Consider the following 19,337-nt stretch of genomic DNA (forward strand, 5'->3'; position numbering starts at 1 on the left):
GATTGGGAGGTCGGTTTTTTCATGGCAAAACATAGCTTTGAATTCAAGAAAAAAATTGTAACGGAGTATTTGGAAGGAAATGGAGGTACCCCTTATCTTTCAAACAAATATGGGCTAGGATCCAACACACAGCTACGTAAGTGGATTAGCGCATATCATGAATACGGTGATGAAGGATTAATGCGCTCCAGAAAAAATCAAACATATTCTTTTGAATTTAAACTTCATGTGGTAGAGTTGTATTTATCAAGTGAAGTCTCTTTTCAGGAGTTAACCTTATCACAAGGAATTAATAATCCAGCACTTCCTGCCAAATGGGTAAATGATTTCAGAATTGCTGGACCTGATGCTCTGAGACCTAAGAAGAAAGGTCGTAAGAAATCGTTGGATTCAAATAATAAGAAAAAACAAGTACAGTCTGTACCAGACATTCCCCCTGTAGATACAAGCGCTGAGCATGTAAAACAGCTTGAAGATGAATTATTAAAATTACGAATAGAGAATGCCTATTTAAAAGAATTGAGGAGGCTGCGTTTAGAGGAGGAAGCTCTTCAGAAAAAACAGCGAGAATCATCCACAGCCTCCGAGGAGATTTCAAATTAAAAGATATTCTCGAAGTTGTTGGATTTTCAAAAGCAACTTACATGTACTGGCAAAAAAGAAGATTTGACAAAGTTAATCCTAGTAAAGAACTTGAAGAAAAAATCATGGAAATCCATTCGTTTCATAAAGACTTTGGTTACAGACGTATGCTAGGGGAGCTTCGCAGACAAGGATACTCTGTGAACAAGAAGCGTGTTCAACGGATTATGCAGAAACTATCCTTACAAGTTACATCTTTTACCAGAAAAAGCCGCAAGTATAGTTCCTATAAAGGTAAAGTAGGTAAGATGGCTCCGAATCGATTGCGCAGACGCTTTGATACAAAAATCCCACATCAAAAAATCACAACAGACACTACTGAGTTCAAATATTATGATGTGGATTCTAAAGGTCGTATGATTATCAAAAAGTTGTATTTAGATCCATTTATGGATTTGTGTAATAGAGAAATTATAAGCTATGGTGTATCTCCAACACCATCTGCTAAAAATATAATGGATGCTATGAATGCTGCGATAGAAATCACATCGGATTGTCCATATCGTAGAACATTTCATTCAGATCAAGGCTGGGGTTATCAGATGAAGGTATATGTTAACACATTACAAGAACATCGAATCTTTCAAAGTATGTCCAGAAAAGGAAATTGCCATGATAATTCAGTTATGGAAAACTTCTTTGGAATAATGAAACAGGAAATGTATTATGGAGTAGTTTATTACAATTATGACGAGCTTAAAGGAGCGATAGATAACTATATAGAGTATTACAACAAGCAACGAATAAAAGAGAAACTAGGATGGATGAGTCCTGTTGAATACAGACTCAGCCTCTTGGCAGCATAAAAGAAAAATGCGAAGTGGAAAATCCACTTCGCAATAAAGTCTAACTTTTAGGGGTCACATCAGTTTGCTGACCCAGCCAAGCCCTTTTTTATTCACGGTAGAAAACCGCAGTATAGCCACCAATACACCAAGAAATGCTCCAATTAATATAGCCAGCAGGGAAATAAGCAGTGTATTTCCCAAGCCTTGCAGATAAAACATATATCTCTGCTCGGTTATAAAGGCATTATAATAGCTTTGACCAATATTATTTAACCAATCCAAAATTACATTCAATGTTCCTTCTCCTTCTAAAACTGACAATAAATACACCTTGCATTATTTTATACATTTTTAAGCGTGTAAGGTGTTTACTGTACAGTGAAAAAATATGCATCATCACATGACACTTTCGCGAAATGCAGTAACAAAATATTCTTTATAACAGATAATTAGCAGCAGGCAAATTTCTTGTCTGCTGCTAATTACTAATTATGTCTTATTCAAACAAAGTCTCTGGCTTTCCAAAACTTTTGCTCTGATTGCCGTTTACTTCGTATGGTTTGCAGTAAACTCATCAATTTTACCTTCTTCAATGAGCTTGTCAATTACTTCATTGATTTTATCAAGAAGTTCTTTGTTACCTTTTTTAACTGCAATAGCATATTTGTCTTCAAATAATACATCATAGGTACCGTCAGTTTTTGTAATAATCGCTAATGTATCATTTGCTGCAACCAGCTCTTCTGCCGGATACTGGTCCATTACGATGCAGTCGATCTTGTTATTCTTAAGATCTTCTGCTGCCTGAGCAAATTTGGTGTATCTCTTAATCTCCTTAGGAGTTACATTTTCCGGCTCAGACACATAAAAATCTGCAATGTTACCCTGCTGAACACCTATAACCTTATCATTTAAATCCTCGGTGCTGCTAACTGCAGGTGTTGCTTTATTCACTACGATTACTTCCGTAGAATTAACATATTCATTGGAAAAATCCATTATTTCTTTTCTTTCATCATTAACGGATACTCCGGCGGCTACAAAATCAACCTTTCCCTGCTGTACTGCTAACAGAGCACCGTCAAAATCCATATTCTTAATCTCCAGCTCTTTTCCCAAAGCATCAGCTATGGCCTGTGAAATATCCATATCAATACCGACTACCTTGTCACCCTCCATATATTCATAAGGAGCAAATCCTGCCTCTGTACCTACAATCAGCTTATCATCTGACTTGCTGCATCCTGCCAGTGAAATCACCGTAGCTGCTGCCAGTAGTAAACATACAACTTTTTTCATAATACAACTCTCTCCTATCCGTGTCTTAAGACACTTTGAATTTTGAATAAGAAGCCTTTCTTATTCAAACAGGCACCTAACATGTATGTATTCATAAAAAATACGTCAAGGGAAGAAGAAACTCAGTCTTCATTGACGAATGATAGATACCTAATATTTATTTATGAAAACTAATATTAATGCTAGTATTGTATCATGTTTTTATAAAAATTCAAGTATTTTTATTCGATTTTAAAGAGTATTTTTTCTGTATTTTACATTATTTTCTTGTTTCCATAGAGAATGAAACTTATTTCAAGAAATTTATGCGAAGCAGATCATCTTCACCTTCCAGATGGGCGTAATCATTGAAACGCTGAAGGTAAAAACGTTTTCTCTCTTTATTGTAAAACAGATGGGTAATACTGGTATTCTCCAGAGAAGCTGCAAGCAGTAGCTTCTTGCTCATATCAAGACTTAAGAGCCCGGACACCAGTGCTCTTATTACACCTCCATGTGTTACGACAGCAATATTCTTTTTATCCATGTCAGTTATTTCATTTATGGTTCTCATAGCCCGTTTAAACACTTCTCTGCCGCATTCACCTCCGGGATACGGAATATCCTCTTCCAATAATTGCTGCTCTCTCTTAAAGTCAGCAAATTCCAGATCGATTTCCCCATCAGATTTCCCCTCTAAATAACCAAAGGAAATTTCTTTGATATCTTCTCTTATATGATGCTCCTGCCCCAGATATTTATTTATAATCTCCGCTGTCTGTACTGCACGAATTAAATTACTGGAATAAAGGGCATCAATATTGTATTTTTCCATACGTTTTCCCAACAGCTCAGCTTGTCTTCTGCCCTCTGCTGCCAGCTCAACGTCTACATTGCATAATGGGCTGTTTTGTCTGCCATGACGTATTAAGTATATATTCATAATAACTCCTATCTTATGCTTTTTGCACGTTTTATGTTATTTCTGCCACCACTTTATACTGACAAATTATATTCATTATGAAAGTGCGGCCTTTCATGATTTCTATTAATCTATTAAGTTGTTATTTTAATCAATTATCCTATCTAACTCAATCTTACTTCTCATTAAAAATGATTGAATAGTATACTATGAGAGAAATCCATCATTTCATCTTTTTTGTCATTTAATATGATAACGTATACAACACTCTTTTGTAAATCATTATTATGTAAATAACTTAAATATATCCCTATTTTGCTCTAATACAAATAATTTTTAATCACTACCTCATATATTTTCCAATGAATTTTATTGGGTATCTTTAATATATTTTACATTTTTGTTATAATATGTATATTAGAGATAATTATTAAATGACAGGAGGTTTTTATGAAGAAATTTAGCAACTGCTTAGTTTTTATTCTTATATTATCAACAATGCTTCTCACTTTTTCTGGTTGTGTAAACAACGAAGAGAATTATTCTGATAAACCAGTAATATACCTGTATCCGGAAGAACCCACAGAAGTATCAGTTAAATTAGATTATAACGGAGAGCTTACCTGTACCTATCCGGATTATGATAGTGGATGGGAAGTGACTGCATATTCTGACGGCCGTTTAATTAACCGTAAGGATGGAAATGAATATTCTTACTTGTTCTGGGAAGGTAAGAGCAAGATTAAATATGATATGTCTAAAGGTTTTGTTGTTAAAGGTGAAGATACTGCAGAATTTTTAAGAGAAAAATTAGAATATATGGGTCTGACCCCAAAAGAGTATAATGAGTTTATTGTTTACTGGCTTCCCCAGATGAAGGAAAACCCATATAATCTAATAACTTTTCAGAATACGATATACACAGACAATGCCAAATTAGATATTAAACCTGAACCCGATAGTATCTTAAGAGTTTTTATGGCTTTTAAACCCCTTGCTAAGCCTGTTACCGTTAGAGAGCAGATTCTTGAGCCTTTTGTACGGCAGGGATTTACTGTAATAGAATGGGGCGGAACAATTATTCGAAATTAGATGGTTGCTTGAATATTATGATAGTCAGATTACATTTATATTATCCGATTAAATCAAACGTCTTAATATTGCCTGTAAGAAACAATCTACTTTAATTCATATTGAAATTTAATTTTATAATATTACAAATGCCTTAAATTTATAATAGTATATATAGACAAAAATAGAGCAGAGTCAATCAGACTCTGCTCTATTTATGATAAGGCTCACCAGCAGCTATCCGGTAAGCTCTGTATATCTGCTCTAATAGTATTACTCTCATTAATTGATGGGGAAAAGTCATTTTAGAAAAACTAATCAGAGTATCCGCTCTTTTTATCACTTCATCGCTTAAGCCGAGAGAACCTCCTATGATAAAGGTCAGATGACTCTTACCGTTTAATTTAAGCTTCTCCAGTTGATTGGAAAAGTCTACCGAATCATACATTTTTCCTTCAATTGCAAGGGCCAGGCAATATGTCCCTTCTTTTACCTGTTTTAATATTTTTTCACCTTCGGTATTCTTGATGCGAAGCTCTTCAGCTTCACTTGCACCATCAGGTGTTTTTTCATCAGGTAACTCAATGATCTCCAATTTTGTGTAACGGCTGAGCCTTTTGGAGTATTCTGAAACTGCCTGGGTAAAATAATTCTCTTTGAGCTTTCCTACACATATAAGTGTTATTTTCATTCATTCTTCCTACTTAAAAATTTACTCACTAAAGTTAGGTTCTATTGTTTCTTCTACCAAATCTTCATTGATAAACTGATACAATACACCATTTTTTACTCTTCTGATTTTCTCTCCGGTAAACCCTCTGTTCTTTAGTTCTTTTTGGAAATTATATAACATGAAACCATGAAATACTATCAATACATTATCCTGTGACCAGTCAATCTTATCAAGAAATGCATTTATACGCCTTCTGGTACCTTCTCTGGTCTCCGGCTGACTTTTTGACTTAAAATACCAGGCTAACCTGCCGCATACATGCCAGATTTCAAAAGGCAGCTTAATTCGTTCAGTATGAATAAAGGGAGCATTATCAACTTCTCTTAAAAGCTTATCAATATGTAAATGACCGCTGTACACTTCCTTAGCTGTAGTTATTGCCCTTGGCAGATCGCTTACATAACAGATATCCCATTTGCATCCATACATTTCTACTTTGTTCTTTATAACCCTTGACCGCTCATAATGTTCTGACCACTGACGAAACTCCTCCGAAGTCATCATTTTCTTATGGGGACAGTTTACCTTAAAATGCCTTAATAAACCAATTCTCATTTGCTATACTCCTGCTACTCTCTATTACACTCCTACAATAACTATTCTATCGGCTTTTCCCTGTGAATGCAAGGACTAATTGATTTCCAGTGCATATTTGACTGTATGCTTCCTCTATTTATTCTTCTGAAATATCCGAAAGATAGTGTCCATAATAAAGATTGCCAGAGCAATCATTCCTGCTATTTGAATTGTTTCATTCATATAGTGTCCGGCTTCCGTATTATTATTGGTAATCAGATTATAAACAATTCGATACATACCAACTCCCGGCACTAAAGGAAGGATTCCTGCAATGAGAAATAATGTTACAGGAGTCTTCATAAGTCTGGCAAAGCTATGAGATATGAGCGCTACCATAAGTGCAGCAAAGAACATCCTGCCCACAACCGTCAGACCTGTTGGTTCCAGTATCAGATAAACAAACCAGCCAATAGCCCCTACAAGCCCTGCAAAACCCAGGAATTTTCTTGGAACACCAATTATTACTGCAAAAGCTACAACAGCTATAAAAGCACCTACTACCTGAATAAACATCATAGGTTTATACCTCCTGCCAGTACTGAATACAATGCAATACCGATACCAATTCCAACAGCACTGGAGGCAGCCAATACAAAGGATTCAATAGCTCTTGCTCCTCCTGACATATAATCTCCCTGAAGTGTATCCCTGATGGCATTGGTAATAGCTACTCCCGGAAGCAAGGGCATTATGGAGCCGCCAATAAGGGCATCCAACTGTATTGCTCCGCTGAGATAGTGCAGAAACAACATACTGTTTAGTGCAATAAGCACAGATGCCGTCAGATTCTTTATAAAGGTGTTTATTTTAAGTTTCATGGTTAAAATGGTGACCAGAACAATAAAGCCTCCATTTACCCCAGCTATAACACTGTTAAGCAAGTCACCTCCCAGCAATATGGTAAAAGCTGAGGAACCTACTATGGTGCAGGGATAGATCAGATAATTGCTATATTGATTTCTTGTCTTTATACTTTTCAGTTCCAGATAAGCTTCTTCTACTGACATCACTCCGGAGCAAAGGTTTCTCGATACATTATTTGTCTCAAAGATATAGGATATATTAGTTACACGATTGTCCACTCTTTTCACCAGGCTGATTCCATCAATTCCTGTGTCATCAAGACATAAAAAAATACCTGTAGGTGTGACAAAGGCTTCTGTCCTCTCAAGCCCTGATATCTTAAGAATCCTGCTCATAGTATCTTCCACTCTGTAGGTCTCTGCTCCGCTTACTAACATTATCTCTCCTGCCAGCATGGCAGTATCCGCTAATAACTTATAATTCATGGTATATAGAAGCTCCGTTCTTTCATCTTAATAAAAATGCCTGCTATTTATCTTTATTATCTTCACTCTTCACTTACAAATTCAATTTATAGTGTTTAGTAAGTAATATTTTTATTTTATATCAGAAATATAAATCTGTACATTAGATAAGGACAAGCTGCATTGTCAGCTCGTCCTTTATTTATCTCTTAATGTCTTTATTAAGAATTATATTTCCATTGTGTGTAATGCTCTTCTTTTACGCCTGGCTTCTTCAGATGCAGTTAAAAGGAAGTCCTTAATTTCTGAAGTCCTCTTAATATGCAGGATCTTAAGTTCAGGATGTGTTGTATCTCCTGTGTAACAAGTAAGGGAGCCAAGACCATAGATTCTTTCCCAAAAACTTTTTGTGAGTTTAACATCCTGGACCTTATACATAAATGCATCATCAACTGTAATACTTAAAAATCCGCTTGTTATGGTTATCTTGTCATCAGTGATTGTATAAGAGGTAAAGGATAAAGGAAGTCCGAATAACTTCGAACGCTTCTTTTCTGTATAAATCATTGCTTTGCTCCTTTAAGGATTTCATTATTCGTTCAAATCTATAATTGCTTTTTGCCCATTAAGTGAAATACTTAGAGTGAGTCCGTCGGTTTTCAAATTTTCAGGCACATCAAATAATAAAACTGCATCATCGGATTTACCGCTTTTCAGAGTGAGATTCAAGTATTTCAAATCCGTATCCAGTAAAGTTACCATAGGGGAATAAGACTTTCCGTCCTTCGTGCTCAGCTTATAGGCAATATGTATCTTTTCCAGATTGACTTTCACTGAACTCTTGGATTTATTCGATACCTTAAAGTTTACAGCAAGTAGCTTATTGCCTGAGGTCGGTGTAAGGGTAAAGTACGCGTCTCTCTGTGCATAACTTGATTGCAGTTTGAAGTCGGTATACTTAAGCTGGTATTTATTATCACTGATAATTTTGTAAAATTCCTCATAGCTTAAATTGCTTTTTTCAGTTTCAGTATTTTTTGTACCTGTACTATTACCGGTAGTAACAGCACCTTTATTTGTATCCTGCTTGTCTGTGGCAGTTTTTGCTGTGTTTTCTTCTTTTGTTGTATTGCTTTCGTTTATAACAGTCCCATTTTTTTGCTCCTCTTTCGTATCCTCCGGATAAATCAGAGCTTCCTTATAATTGTCAGTATATCTTAACACGGAACCTGCCATATATTCCGCAATAACATCACTTTGCTGATCTGATAAATCAGTCATTTTCGCACAGCCTGTAAACATCATTCCACAAAACAAGGTAAGTATTAAAAGTGGTTTTTTCATCTTTGGCTCCCATCTGCGTATTATAGCACGCTTATAAAATCAGGGGGAGTGAAAGTCATTTCTTTCACTCTTCATCCTCCGTAGTAAGTATATGTGAATATATAATACCACTATTTACAAAAATGGGCAATGCCAAAATTAAAAACTCTTGCTTTTTTGTGACGAAAGTCCCTGTTACACATTCGTATCCAGTTCAAACCAGAATTCTACGCCGTTTTCATGATTGATTGCACCGCATTTTCTGTTATGGGAATCCATTATAGCTTTTACGATGGACAGTCCGATGCCGCTGCCGCCGTATTCCCTGGTTCTGGCTTTATCTACCTTATAGAACTTGATCCAGATATTTTCAATATCCTCCTCCGGTATAGGAGTACCGGTATTAAAGACGGCCACTCTTACCACCTCTCCCATTTGGATGAACTTAACTTCTATTATTCGTGGACCATCCACATGATTCAAGGCATTGCTGATGTAATTAGTAAGTACTTCTTCTATCATATATTCATCAGCCCATACATATAAAGACTCCGTCTCTTCAAAATGCATGGTGGCTTTTTTCTGTTCCAGCAGTATTTCTGTGGAATGAATCACCGATTTAACCAAGGCTGTCAGATCAAAACGTTCAATATTTGGCTGGTTATTACCAAATTCAATCTGATTTAAGGATAACAGTTTCTTTACCATGCTATTCATCTTCTGTGCTTCATCAATGATAACCTCGCAATAGAAATCCTTACTTTCCTGATCTTCACTGATATTATCCTTAAGACCTTCTGCATATCCCTGTATCAAGGCTATTGGTGTCTTTAATTCATGGGTTACATTGGATAAAAAGTCTTTACGCATCTCATCTATCTGAACCTTGTTCTGTATATCAGAAAGCAGCTCATTATTGGCACTCTTTAGTTCTGAAATCGTACTTTCCAGCTTCTCCGATAATACATTAATACTGCCCCCTAATTCACCTAATTCATCCTCTGTGTCAACCTCGTACTTAACATTGAAATCTAAGTCACTCATCTTCTTTGCGATTCCTGCCAGCTGAAGAATTGGACCGGTGAATTTCTTGCTTATCCAAAGCATTACAAGAATTGATATAATTACTGCAATTACACCTACATAAGCAAGGAATTGATTGGCAACCGCCACACTTTCTCTCATGGTCTCCAGATTAGTTTCGATATAAATAAAGCTCTTACCTTCCGTATGGCCAAGAAGCCTTAAATAATTTGTGTTGACTCTTGCATCATACTCTTTGAAAACGAAATACTCCCCCATATCCTTAACAATTTCATTATCCGTCATTAATTTGGAATAAACTTTTGCCATTAACTGGCCATAACGTTCTTTATTGGCAAGGGATGCATTTTTTGCGGAGTACCACTCCTTATTTTCATACCATATATATGTTTCGGTATTTATAACAAACACATTTATATTGCGGTACTCTGTAACCTTTTCCATGTTAAGATTATCTTGGGCAGTCAGATTATTCGTATCAATGGTTTCATAAACAGCTTTTATGTCCTTATAGGTTTTTCCAAGGCTGGCAACCTTACTGTTTATATAATATTCCTGTAAAAAGGATCGGTTTAATACCCATAGTATTCCTATGGTAGCTGTAATCAGTATTGCAAGGGTCAGAGTAAGTTTTATTCTGATAGATTTTAAATTCATGGATTTTATTATTTTTTGTTTCATAAGCCGATCATTCCAGTCTTTTAATTTTATATCGAAGCTATCATGGTTAATCGATTTCAAATTTATAACCCATTCCCCAAATTGTCTTTATATATTCTCCCTTTTCACCCATTTTGCTTCTCAGTTTCTTAACATGGGTATCAATGGTTCTGGCATCTCCAAAATAATCATAATTCCATACATTATTCAGTATTCTCTCTCTGGATAATGCTACGCCCTGATTCCTGATAAAATAACTCAGAAGTTCAAATTCTTTAGAACTCAGATCGATTGCTTCGTTATCTATCTTTACCATATGGGCAGCCTTATCAAGTACGATACCTCCTACCTCCACGATACCTTCTTCTAAGGCATTGGTCCTTCTAAGGATAGCCTCAACTCTTGCTACCAGGATTTTGGGACTGAAGGGCTTTGAGATATATTCATCAACACCAAGCTCAAAGCCTAATAACTCGTCCTTCTCATCGCTCTTAGCCGTAAGCATTATAATTGGTACCTGGGAATACTGTCTGATTTCCCTGCACACCTGCCAGCCATCCATTTTGGGCATCATGACATCCAATATGATCAGAGAAATGTCTTTAATGTTAAAGAACATATCAACAGCCTGTTCACCATTTTCTGCTTCATATACCTCATAATTTTTCTTACTCAAAAAGTCCTTAACAAGTTTACGCATTCTGCTTTCATCGTCAACTACCAAAACCTTCAATTTATCCATGGTTACCTCTCTTCTGAATATTAGCCGGACGCCTTATTCGTCTATCACTTTTATATTATTCTTTCGCCTGTCTTTCACTGAAAATACCTTTCCGCCGCGCTTACCTTCCCACCTTGTATGTATTACCTTCGTCAAAGACAGATTATCCGCTGTTTGTGGCTTAATTATAACAGATATTTATGAAAAAAGTATGTTTTTCCTCCTAAAAAAGACTGCCAAAACCGGCAGTCTTTTTTATATTATTTACCATATTCAGATACAATAATCTTTTCAATTATTACATCCGAAACAGGTTTATCATTTTCATCTGTGGCTGTTCCGGCAATTGCATCCAGAACCTCAAGTCCTTCATATACTTGTCCGAAAACCGTATGAGCACGGTAAAGCCAGGGTGTTCCTCCATTCTTAGAATAACCCTCAATGGCATCATCATTATAAGCAGTGCCCATCTGCTGTGTAATGGAGGCTAAAGTTGCCTCATCATAAGTGTCCTTCGCCTGAACGATAAAGAACTGGCTTCCGTTGGTATTAGCACCGCTGTTAGCCATACAGAGTGCTCCGCGGTAGGGCTGCAGGTTGTCTGAGAACTCATCTTCAAAGTTCTCTCCCCAGATGCTCTCACCGGCCATCCCGGTTCCGGTAGGATCCCCTCCCTGAATCATAAAGTTATCCATAACCCTATGGAAGGTTAAACCATCATAATATCCGTCTTTTGCATGAGTTATAAAATTTTCCACTGACTTTGGTGCTTCTTCATTAAAAAACTTCACGTGAATGGAACCAAAGCCTTCTATTACTAATTCAGCTACTGTCTCGCCTTTTTTGGGTTCAGCCAACTGTTCTTTATAACCTGTTACAGCTGAGCCTCCTCCTGCTGTATTCCCTTTTCTTAAAGCAAATCCGACTGCAACTGCTCCAATGATGACTATTAAGGCAACTAAAATAGTGATGTGACTCTTCTTCATATTGTACTTATTCCTTTCTCCTTCTCTTTTCCAAACAAACTATATAAGACAATTACTGCTCAAATATTCATGATACCACAGGAAAACAACATCGTCAAACAAGACCTTATCTGCAAAACCCTATTTGGTTGTCAGCTGTTTGCCTAATTCAAAAGCAGCTTTTAAATCCAGGGGGAATTGCTCTTTCCGAACCTTCTCTTTTTCTTCTACCGAGAAGCGGCTGGCATTGTATTTATCATAATCCTTGAACTGATAGGTGTTACAGGATAACAGTATTTGAGATTCTGCTTTTAAAAGCCCTCCGATAATTTTCTGATTTCTTTCAGCGATCACTTTATAGCCCAGACTATCATATTGTTCCAGTGGTACATTCATGGTATAGATAAAGGCTGAGGGAATACTTTCCTTTAAGATTTCTCTCTCTCCTTTATTATAGGACAGAATAGGGAAAAGCAGTCTTTCTAAAAAAGATCTGACTTCACCGGTTACATCTGAAAAATAAATAGGTGAGCCGATTAGTAGCGCATCACATTTTAATATTTCTTCTAATACCTCTTTCAGATCATCTTTTATTACACAAAGGCCTTTACAGTCTTTTCCTTTCTTCTTACAGGCAAAACAGCTGACACAGCCGGTAAATTCCATATCATAGAGGTTATAGATTTTAGTCTTTGCACCGTTCTCTTTTGCTCCCTCCAATGCACTTTTTAACATTTCAGCTGTATTCCCATGTTTTCTGGGGCTCCCATTAATTGCTATAACTTTCATATTCACTCTTCCTCCTTGTTTTCCTTTTATATTACTTTTAACCTGTACTTCAGATATTACCAATCAGCTAAAGTTAATCTTCTTAAGTGTAGGATTAAATAGTTTCTTCTCTTTGTATGGTATATTTTTACTCATTTTATAATTTCCCGTATCTGCCTGTCAAGCTTTATTGGAGGATCAACCCACAGATTTATCACAGTTTGCTAACAGACTGAACATAATATTCCTCTATACTGAGGTTATCTATTTTAATTGAAAGGAGCTGCTGCTTTGCAAACGAAAAAAACAACCAGGAAAGCTACTAAGAAACCCTTCATAATTCTTATTCTTGCATTAATACTTATTGCCTTACTGCTTTATATGGCAGCCGACCGTTATCTTATCAAACATGTAAAAGTTGAAAACGCTCTTGATACCACAGACACAGGGACAGAGGATTCCCGGACAGATTATACCGCAGATGACTGGAATTATTCCAGTGATACGGTATCAATTCAGATAAAAAAAGTATCTGCCGGAACCGGTGCAGATACCATTACCTATTATACGGCAGACGTAATCCTAAAAGCTTCAACAAGTTTAAAATCTGCCTTTGCGGATAACAAATTCGGCCAGAATATAATCGAATACACCTCTGAAATCGCAGAGGCCAATAATGCCATCTTTGCTATAAACGGTGATTACTATGGTTTCAGAGAGGATGGAATCATCATAAGAAATGGAAAAATATTTCGGGATAGCCCCGCAAGAACAGGTCTGGCCTTTTATTCTGACGGTACTATGAAAATATATGATGAGACATCCACTACTGCACAGGAATTAGTGGATGCCGGAGTAATGCAGACCCTGTCCTTCGGGCCTGCTCTTGTTACAGATAGTATGGCTGTCTCGAATCTTGGTAAAGTGGAAATTGATACAAACTTTGGCAACCATTCCATACAAGGCTCCAATCCCAGAACCGGTGTAGGTATTATCAGCCCTAACCACTATGTATTTGTTGTAGTGGATGGACGCAGCAGTGGCTACAGTAAAGGCATGTCCCTGGAGGAATTTGCAGATCTCTTTGTAAGCCTTAACTGCACCGAGGCTTATAACCTGGACGGGGGCGGCTCCTCTACCATGTACTTTATGGGCAGGGTTGTTAATAATCCTCTTGGTAAAGGTAAAGAGCGCGGTGTCAGTGATATTCTCTATATCGGCTAACTTAAATGGTTCGATATGAAGGATTTTCATACAGAAAAACTCCAAAGTGTATAGGGGAAGGGTTATAACTCCTTTAAGATTGTTTTATATGTCAAAAACAACATTATGTTAGGAAGCGTGAAAGAAAATATAGAATTGAAAGGCTGCCACACTAAGATTCTTTCACTCTTTTAACTTGTGGCAGTATCGCTTTCTTTCCAGCGGTATCAGTGGGTGATAAATATGCTTGAAGTGGTAATTCCAGCTTATGAACCAGACGATAAATTATTAATGCTTATAGATTCTTTAAAAAATTCACTGGGAAATACCTGTGATTTTGCTATTCTCCTTATCAATGACGGAAGTTCTTCGGAATATGACATTATTTTTACAGAAGCTTCAAAAAAAGGCTGCCATATCCTTACGCACAAGATAAATCAAGGAAAAGGTGCAGCACTTAAAACCGCCTTTTCTTATCTTCAGAACAGCGGGTATAAAGGTGAGATTGTATGTGCAGACTGTGACGGGCAGCATCGGCCTTCTGACATACTAAAGGTAGCTGCCGCTCTAAAAAACGGCGGCAAGCTTCTTGTACTTGGCTGCAGAGATTTTATAGGAAAAATACCTTTAAAAAGCAGAATCGGAAACAGGCTTACCAGCCTTTTATATACCATGATATCCGGTCAGAATCTAAAGGACACCCAAACCGGATTGCGAGCCTTCTCCTCGGAGCTTCTCCCCTGGCTGCTTCAGATTAACGGTAATCGGTATGAGTATGAAATGAACCAGCTTCTGGAGGCAAAAGCATCGGATATTGTCCTCAGTTGTATTCCCATTGAAACAATCTATGAGAATAGAAATGAGGGTACACATTTTCATCCCGTAAAGGATTCCCTGCGCATCTATCTGCCTATCTTTAAATACCTGATGTCCTCACTTCTGGCGGGAGCAATTGACTTCCTCCTTCTCTTCTTATTTATGAAGATAACAAATAATTTATTATTCTCTGTGGTAATATCGAGAATGATAAGTTCGGTCATCAACTTTCTCTGTAACAAACAGCTGGTATTTAATAAAAGTAAGGTATCTTTGAGTGAAAGCTTAATAAAATACTATTTACTGGCAGGCTTTATATTACTATGTAACTATTGTCTGATACGCTTTCTTACCTATGGGTTATCACTGCCGCTTACTCTTAGCAAGATAATGACAGAAATACTTCTTTTCCTGTTAGGGTATAAAATACAGAAATCCTATATTTTCAGAAAGAATAAAATTTAATTCTTATTATGCATTGTATCATATTCACTTTTCAGTTCTTCATAAAGCTTAAAGGCGTTCCAAAACCGATTAGTATCTGTAAGGACCGCTTTTAAGCAGCTCTTTAGCACGCCTGCTTTTCTTAAAGCCTGTAGCACCTGTTCCATTCTGGCGCCGGAAAGTCCGGCCATTACTATCATCTCACCGGCCAAATCATTATATGATATATTTGCTTCTGACGCAGTTGGTTCTGTAGTTTTGCTTTCTAAAGAATTTGGTTCTGCCTCATTATTTTCTAAGTCCTTATTATTTTCTATGTCCTCATTATTTTCTATGTCCTTATTCCTTCTTTCCATATCTTTCATCCCGGCAAGATATCCAATACTCTGGCTGTAATCTTCGCTGGTAACTGCTTTTACTGTTATATTCATGGGCAGAAGGGCTTTACCGATTCTTAGTCTGCTTTCTCTTGAGGTTATATTAAATAGTAATACTGTTTCTTTCATGATAGGTCTCTTTTCTATGTTTTGTTGTTAATTGTACTGGGTTAACTACGCTGCTGGCTATCCCTGTAAGAATATAGTGTCCTTTTTTGCAATATAAGGAAATTATATTGTAATATTTCCCAAATATATTATAATTAGTATATAAACCGAAAGAATACTTAAAGTTGCTTTGGCAAACTAGAACTCCAGTGTCCTTTTTCAAGATTCTTTCATCAGATTAAATACCGATTTTGTGGTGGAATGTGAGGAAAAAATGAAAAAAATTAAAAAATTATTATCTCAATTTATGCTCATTATCTGTTTAAGTACTTTTATAACACCAGGAGCAGCAGAGTTTACAAACCTGCCCATTGTTGTAACTGCTCAGGCGGCTTATAACAAAGCTACCATTTACGATGTCCAGGAAGCCTTAAACAATGCGGGCTATGATTGTGGTACTCCGGATGGTGTAGTTGGTAAGAACACGAAAGCTTCCATCAGGAAATATCAAAAAGATAACGATCTTAAAGTTACAGGAACAGTTAATAAGACCCTTTTGAAGATGTTAGGTGTTACTGTTACAAAAAGTACTTCCTCCAGCAATACAAAAACAGAAGCAACGGTGTATATCACAAGAACCGGATCTAAATACCATAGCTCTGGATGCCGGTATTTAAGGCAATCCAAAATTTCAATTTCTCTATCAGAAGCCAAGAAGAATTATGACCCATGTTCTGTATGTAAGCCGTAAGATATTATATACATTGATTATATGTTATCAGGACAATCTGATGACCTTAGTATTAAAACTACATATTTTGTAGAACCAATTCTAAAACTAATAACTCCCTTTCCATTATTAATATGGAGAAGGGAGTTATTTATTTCTTCAAGTTTAGAGCTGTCATTATCCAGCAACAACAGCACGATCATGAAAAATCTCATCGACAAATTGCAGCAGCTCAATCATATTCTCAACAAGACCATGGTCTATTGATCTCCATCTATATTGATATCCACAAAATAATGGACATATTTTAAATTCATCATTGGTGATATATGCCCTTGGTCTTTTTCCTGTTTTATCCGTCTGTGTGCAATATCCGCAATTATCACACTTTTTTGAGGTGTTTAGTACAAAGCGCTTTACTTTATCATTCATACGGCTATATGCTATTAAGACCTGATCAAAGTAAGGAATACGAAGGGCTATGAGTGGTTGATTCATCCTTGTTTCTTCATAGATAATCTCGATTCCGCCATGTGTTCGCTCTGCCCATGCAGATTTTAATTTTTCTTCTTTACTGCTGTAATTTTTAACATAATTCAGAGAGATACTATTTTGACCATCAATTCTTATATAGCCCTCTCTTTGAAAGAACTCCATTAATTCCTCAAAAGCTTCCCCTTCATCAAACATGCCTTTGTAAACTTCTTGCGTCCAGGGCGTAGCAGGATCAAACACTCCTCTCGAAAATAAAAGCCAGTCCTTATCACTTTCACTTGTATTCTGTTTTGAAATATTGGCTAAAAGTCTTAAACCGTCCACTTCGATGGGAAATAAAAAGATATACTCATTCTCTGTCATATTAGTATTTATACCAAATTTCTCGAGTTGTTTCCTAGCGGATATTTTTAATTCCATATCACTTCTATTGATAGAAAACGTATTATCGCTGATTTGTTTGGATAAGCAAATTTGATGCAATAATGCAATAAATTGTTCTACTTTTTTTATACCTCCTCTAATATTTACTACCAGTTGAGGATTTGTTTTATGATATTCCCAATCGTTAAAAGAATCATCCGGAAGATTTCTTAGTCCCAGCAAAGAAGGATCATTGTACAATCTTTCATAAATTTCTTTGATAAATAAATAAGCGCTCTTTTGCTCTTCTTCTGTAGCTTCAGATAAAAATACAGGAGTAAAAGGCGGATATGTAACCAGAAAGGAACAGACGCTTCTTTGTGCTAAATTATCGAACTTTTTATTTATCAAATTCATTATCTAATCTCCTTCTTATGTTTTCTATAGAAGTTTCCTTAACAATCTTGAAATTTTTTCCATTATAGCATAAAAAAATGTCGACTGCAAGGTCCCATAAAAGAGTACATTGCAATTATTATAAGACTCTGTTGCCAATTTAATCCTCATATGTCATACTGTAGGTAATTACTTACATAGGAGGAGTATTTTTTGAATAATTACTGTAGTTATTGTGGGGAGCCATTAGCTGAGGGGAGTTTCTGCCCAAATTGCGGGAAGCCCATAGCAAATCAAAAAAAAGTCGACAATACAGAATACCAGGAACCTTCTCAGTGCATCCGAGCAAATATAAATGAATATCAGCTTGATAATAAAGGTTCTGTTGCTGGAAAATCTTTTTTTGTTTTCTTGTTAATAATACTGTGTGGAATTTTATTTAGTATTATATATATGAATTTTGGCTCTGATATTAATCAGATGTTTAAATCTGAATCTACGCCCTCTAGTACCTCTAGCACCTCTAGTACCTCTAGTACCTCTAGTACCTCTATGGAGTCTAATGATTTAGAATATATAACATTAGATGAATATACTTCCATTAAAAATGGTATGACCTATGATGAGGTTGTTAAACTAATTGGAAGCGAAGGAACCTCTATGAGTGAATCCTCAGTTGGTAATGTTTCAATTAAGATAATTTCCTGGTACGGAAATGGATTTGATGGGTCAAATGCAAATGTTACATTTACTAATAATAAAGTAACAGGTAAAGCTCAAATTGGTCTAGAATAAGATGATTTTCTGGTTTTGTTCGATACGATCTCAAGTTTTGAAATTAAGAGTTTAAGTATAAGCTTACAAAAATTTATGTCAGATTACCCGGAGGTTTAACTCTCCGGGTTTCTTTTATATGATTCTTTATAAACAGTAAATTTAATAGCTATGTAATATGGGATTCATTAATGTATCTCCCCCTCAAGTTTCTCTATACGCTGTCTTAAGTCCTTTACCGCTTCCCTAATATCAGCATACTAAATCAATATATCTTTAGTCAATCTCTCACTCATTATTATAGGTATTTTTTACTATATTTTTCCCATTATTTGTATTGTAAAATTATGTTATAAAATAATGAAAGGCGGTATATTATGAAAAAGTTTATTAAAAGTTTAATAGCTATCATGTGTGCAGTGGTTTTATTTTCTGCTCCATCAGTAACAGCATCGGCTGCATCAGCTTCATCTGTTCCCGCTTTGGTACTTGACGTCGAAGGCATTAGAGTTTATGAGTACCAACCGGAACCATTCTTTTTAGAAGCAGGATACTCTACTCAGATTAAAGATACTACTACTAGTGATGGTTGGTTTAAGGTGCCTGCTGGTAAAAAACTATCTATACGCCTTTATTTTGACGATAATAGCAACCAGTATTACAATGTTTTGATTCGCAGTAAGACACTAGGTACCATTTTATATACAGGTGTACAATCAGAAAAATATCCACTTTTCGAATGCCCTGTTCAATCTTACGATGATGACTTTCTCATCAACGTTTATGCTGTAACAAATAATTACATTTTGCGTTACAGTACTACCCTTTATTAAATACAAGATATAAAGCGATGTTACATTTGGCCAGTA

At 36.1% G+C, this 19,337-nt stretch carries 22 protein-coding genes; 7 read left to right on the forward strand and 15 right to left on the reverse strand.

Translation table 11 applies throughout. The features are described 5' to 3' along the window. Nucleotides 1-21 precede the first annotated feature (21 nt). A protein-coding gene (locus BR73_RS28435) for an IS3 family transposase (protein WP_242860624.1) occupies nucleotides 22-1,448 on the forward strand; the annotation gives its coding sequence in 2 pieces (ribosomal slippage) (nucleotides 22-547 and nucleotides 547-1,448; 1,428 coding nt in all). A 54-nt stretch (nucleotides 1,449-1,502) separates the two neighbouring features. On the opposite strand, the gene BR73_RS0120190 is transcribed toward BR73_RS28435, so the two are convergent. From BR73_RS0120190 to BR73_RS0120200, 3 genes are all read right to left on the reverse strand, one after another. Further along, nucleotides 1,503-1,724, reverse strand: coding sequence for a hypothetical protein (locus BR73_RS0120190; RefSeq protein WP_033167743.1), 222 nt, complete (start codon nucleotides 1,722-1,724; stop codon nucleotides 1,503-1,505). A 252-nt stretch (nucleotides 1,725-1,976) separates the two neighbouring features. Beyond that, nucleotides 1,977-2,729 carry a transporter substrate-binding domain-containing protein gene (locus BR73_RS0120195; RefSeq protein ID WP_033167744.1) on the reverse strand — a complete coding sequence of 251 codons (753 nt, stop codon included), beginning with the start codon at nucleotides 2,727-2,729 and terminating at the stop codon, nucleotides 1,977-1,979. Nucleotides 2,730-3,018: 289 nt separating this feature from the next. Next, nucleotides 3,019-3,651: a histidine phosphatase family protein gene (locus BR73_RS0120200; protein ID WP_033167745.1), complete on the reverse strand. Its 633-nt coding sequence runs from the start codon at nucleotides 3,649-3,651 to the stop codon at nucleotides 3,019-3,021. 429 nt (nucleotides 3,652-4,080) lie between these two features. On the opposite strand from BR73_RS0120200, the gene BR73_RS29480 reads away from it, so the two are divergent. Next, nucleotides 4,081-4,722, forward strand: coding sequence for a hypothetical protein (locus BR73_RS29480; protein ID WP_033167746.1), 642 nt, complete (start codon nucleotides 4,081-4,083; stop codon nucleotides 4,720-4,722). 190 nt (nucleotides 4,723-4,912) lie between these two features. Here BR73_RS29480 and rlmH read toward each other — a convergent pair whose 3' ends face one another. The 10 genes from rlmH to BR73_RS0120255 all read right to left on the reverse strand — a co-directional run bounded on the left by rlmH (nucleotide 4,913) and on the right by BR73_RS0120255 (nucleotide 12,783). Beyond that, nucleotides 4,913-5,392, reverse strand: a complete 480-nt coding sequence (rlmH, locus tag BR73_RS0120210; RefSeq protein ID WP_033167747.1) for a 23S rRNA (pseudouridine(1915)-N(3))-methyltransferase RlmH — start codon at nucleotides 5,390-5,392, stop codon at nucleotides 4,913-4,915. A gap of 21 nt (nucleotides 5,393-5,413) precedes the next feature. Next, on the reverse strand, nucleotides 5,414-5,989 hold the full coding sequence (locus BR73_RS0120215; protein ID WP_033167748.1) for a histidine phosphatase family protein: 576 nt from the start codon (nucleotides 5,987-5,989) through the stop codon (nucleotides 5,414-5,416). A gap of 114 nt (nucleotides 5,990-6,103) precedes the next feature. Beyond that, nucleotides 6,104-6,529 (reverse strand): threonine/serine exporter family protein, encoded by a 426-nt coding sequence (locus tag BR73_RS0120220; RefSeq protein ID WP_347463478.1) that lies wholly within the window; start codon nucleotides 6,527-6,529, stop codon nucleotides 6,104-6,106. Then, entirely contained in the window at nucleotides 6,526-7,302 is a 777-nt protein-coding gene (locus tag BR73_RS0120225) for a threonine/serine exporter family protein (RefSeq protein ID WP_033167749.1), read from the reverse strand. The genes BR73_RS0120220 and BR73_RS0120225 overlap by 4 nt, the downstream gene beginning before the upstream one ends. Nucleotides 7,303-7,509: 207 nt before the next feature. After that, nucleotides 7,510-7,848 (reverse strand): PH domain-containing protein, encoded by a 339-nt coding sequence (locus BR73_RS0120230; RefSeq protein ID WP_033167750.1) that lies wholly within the window; start codon nucleotides 7,846-7,848, stop codon nucleotides 7,510-7,512. Nucleotides 7,849-7,872: 24 nt separating this feature from the next. Next, nucleotides 7,873-8,625, reverse strand: a complete 753-nt coding sequence (locus tag BR73_RS0120235; RefSeq protein WP_033167751.1) for a DUF4352 domain-containing protein — start codon at nucleotides 8,623-8,625, stop codon at nucleotides 7,873-7,875. Nucleotides 8,626-8,799: 174 nt separating this feature from the next. Then, nucleotides 8,800-10,329: a HAMP domain-containing sensor histidine kinase gene (locus tag BR73_RS0120240; RefSeq protein WP_081848893.1), complete on the reverse strand. Its 1,530-nt coding sequence runs from the start codon at nucleotides 10,327-10,329 to the stop codon at nucleotides 8,800-8,802. A 46-nt stretch (nucleotides 10,330-10,375) separates the two neighbouring features. Then, on the reverse strand, nucleotides 10,376-11,050 hold the full coding sequence (locus BR73_RS0120245; RefSeq protein WP_033167752.1) for a response regulator transcription factor: 675 nt from the start codon (nucleotides 11,048-11,050) through the stop codon (nucleotides 10,376-10,378). A gap of 239 nt (nucleotides 11,051-11,289) precedes the next feature. Next, nucleotides 11,290-12,015, reverse strand: coding sequence for a peptidylprolyl isomerase (locus BR73_RS0120250; protein WP_081848809.1), 726 nt, complete (start codon nucleotides 12,013-12,015; stop codon nucleotides 11,290-11,292). Between the two features lie 120 nt (nucleotides 12,016-12,135). Beyond that, complete coding sequence (locus BR73_RS0120255) at nucleotides 12,136-12,783, reverse strand: flavodoxin family protein (protein WP_033163886.1); 648 nt, start codon at nucleotides 12,781-12,783, stop codon at nucleotides 12,136-12,138. A gap of 270 nt (nucleotides 12,784-13,053) precedes the next feature. Here BR73_RS0120255 and BR73_RS0120260 point away from each other — a divergent pair, with 270 nt between their 5' ends. After that, nucleotides 13,054-13,986: a phosphodiester glycosidase family protein gene (locus BR73_RS0120260; RefSeq protein ID WP_051684851.1), complete on the forward strand. Its 933-nt coding sequence runs from the start codon at nucleotides 13,054-13,056 to the stop codon at nucleotides 13,984-13,986. A 222-nt stretch (nucleotides 13,987-14,208) separates the two neighbouring features. Further along, complete coding sequence (locus tag BR73_RS0120265; RefSeq protein ID WP_033167753.1) at nucleotides 14,209-15,246, forward strand: bifunctional glycosyltransferase family 2/GtrA family protein; 1,038 nt, start codon at nucleotides 14,209-14,211, stop codon at nucleotides 15,244-15,246. Here BR73_RS0120265 and BR73_RS26860 read toward each other — a convergent pair. Beyond that, a complete protein-coding gene (locus tag BR73_RS26860) occupies nucleotides 15,243-15,731 on the reverse strand; it encodes a DUF3783 domain-containing protein (RefSeq protein ID WP_035297802.1) in 489 nt (162 codons plus the stop codon). The two genes, BR73_RS0120265 and BR73_RS26860, sit on opposite strands and share 4 nt — an antisense overlap. 253 nt (nucleotides 15,732-15,984) lie before the next feature. Here BR73_RS26860 and BR73_RS27715 point away from each other — a divergent pair, with 253 nt between their 5' ends. Then, nucleotides 15,985-16,461, forward strand: coding sequence for a peptidoglycan-binding domain-containing protein (locus BR73_RS27715; RefSeq protein ID WP_051685442.1), 477 nt, complete (start codon nucleotides 15,985-15,987; stop codon nucleotides 16,459-16,461). A 156-nt stretch (nucleotides 16,462-16,617) separates the two neighbouring features. Here the strand turns inward: BR73_RS27715 and BR73_RS0120285 are convergent, their stop codons facing one another. Then, nucleotides 16,618-17,715 carry a hypothetical protein gene (locus tag BR73_RS0120285; protein ID WP_033167754.1) on the reverse strand — a complete coding sequence of 366 codons (1,098 nt, stop codon included), beginning with the start codon at nucleotides 17,713-17,715 and terminating at the stop codon, nucleotides 16,618-16,620. Nucleotides 17,716-17,907: 192 nt separating this feature from the next. Here BR73_RS0120285 and BR73_RS29200 point away from each other — a divergent pair, with 192 nt between their 5' ends. Next, on the forward strand, nucleotides 17,908-18,489 hold the full coding sequence (locus BR73_RS29200; protein ID WP_197032707.1) for a DUF3862 domain-containing protein: 582 nt from the start codon (nucleotides 17,908-17,910) through the stop codon (nucleotides 18,487-18,489). Nucleotides 18,490-18,845: 356 nt separating this feature from the next. After that, entirely contained in the window at nucleotides 18,846-19,301 is a 456-nt protein-coding gene (locus BR73_RS0120295; RefSeq protein ID WP_033167755.1) for a hypothetical protein, read from the forward strand. Nucleotides 19,302-19,337: the final 36 nt, after the last annotated feature.

Origin of the sequence: Clostridium sp. KNHs205, from assembly GCF_000702945.1 — a bacterium.
Taxonomy (GTDB): domain Bacteria; phylum Bacillota; class Clostridia; order Lachnospirales; family Lachnospiraceae; genus Anaerocolumna.

Bases quoted from the DNA above. Each gene is read 5' to 3' on its own strand.
- BR73_RS0120195 (WP_033167744.1), bottom strand. From the start codon at position 2,729: ATGAAAAAAGTTGTATGTTTACTACTGGCAGCAGCTACGGTGATTTCA.
- BR73_RS0120200 (WP_033167745.1), bottom strand. From the start codon at position 3,651: ATGAATATATACTTAATACGTCATGGCAGACAAAACAGCCCATTATGC.
- BR73_RS29480 (WP_033167746.1), top strand. From the start codon at position 4,081: ATGAAGAAATTTAGCAACTGCTTAGTTTTTATTCTTATATTATCAACA.
- rlmH (WP_033167747.1), bottom strand. From the start codon at position 5,392: ATGAAAATAACACTTATATGTGTAGGAAAGCTCAAAGAGAATTATTTT.
- BR73_RS0120215 (WP_033167748.1), bottom strand. From the start codon at position 5,989: ATGAGAATTGGTTTATTAAGGCATTTTAAGGTAAACTGTCCCCATAAG.
- BR73_RS0120220 (WP_347463478.1), bottom strand. From the start codon at position 6,529: ATGATGTTTATTCAGGTAGTAGGTGCTTTTATAGCTGTTGTAGCTTTT.
- BR73_RS0120225 (WP_033167749.1), bottom strand. From the start codon at position 7,302: ATGAATTATAAGTTATTAGCGGATACTGCCATGCTGGCAGGAGAGATA.
- BR73_RS0120230 (WP_033167750.1), bottom strand. From the start codon at position 7,848: ATGATTTATACAGAAAAGAAGCGTTCGAAGTTATTCGGACTTCCTTTA.
- BR73_RS0120235 (WP_033167751.1), bottom strand. From the start codon at position 8,625: ATGAAAAAACCACTTTTAATACTTACCTTGTTTTGTGGAATGATGTTT.
- BR73_RS0120240 (WP_081848893.1), bottom strand. From the start codon at position 10,329: ATGAAACAAAAAATAATAAAATCCATGAATTTAAAATCTATCAGAATA.
- BR73_RS0120245 (WP_033167752.1), bottom strand. From the start codon at position 11,050: ATGGATAAATTGAAGGTTTTGGTAGTTGACGATGAAAGCAGAATGCGT.
- BR73_RS0120250 (WP_081848809.1), bottom strand. From the start codon at position 12,015: ATGAAGAAGAGTCACATCACTATTTTAGTTGCCTTAATAGTCATCATT.
- BR73_RS0120255 (WP_033163886.1), bottom strand. From the start codon at position 12,783: ATGAAAGTTATAGCAATTAATGGGAGCCCCAGAAAACATGGGAATACA.
- BR73_RS0120265 (WP_033167753.1), top strand. From the start codon at position 14,209: ATGCTTGAAGTGGTAATTCCAGCTTATGAACCAGACGATAAATTATTA.
- BR73_RS26860 (WP_035297802.1), bottom strand. From the start codon at position 15,731: ATGAAAGAAACAGTATTACTATTTAATATAACCTCAAGAGAAAGCAGA.
- BR73_RS27715 (WP_051685442.1), top strand. From the start codon at position 15,985: ATGAAAAAAATTAAAAAATTATTATCTCAATTTATGCTCATTATCTGT.
- BR73_RS0120285 (WP_033167754.1), bottom strand. From the start codon at position 17,715: ATGAATTTGATAAATAAAAAGTTCGATAATTTAGCACAAAGAAGCGTC.
- BR73_RS0120295 (WP_033167755.1), top strand. From the start codon at position 18,846: ATGAAAAAGTTTATTAAAAGTTTAATAGCTATCATGTGTGCAGTGGTT.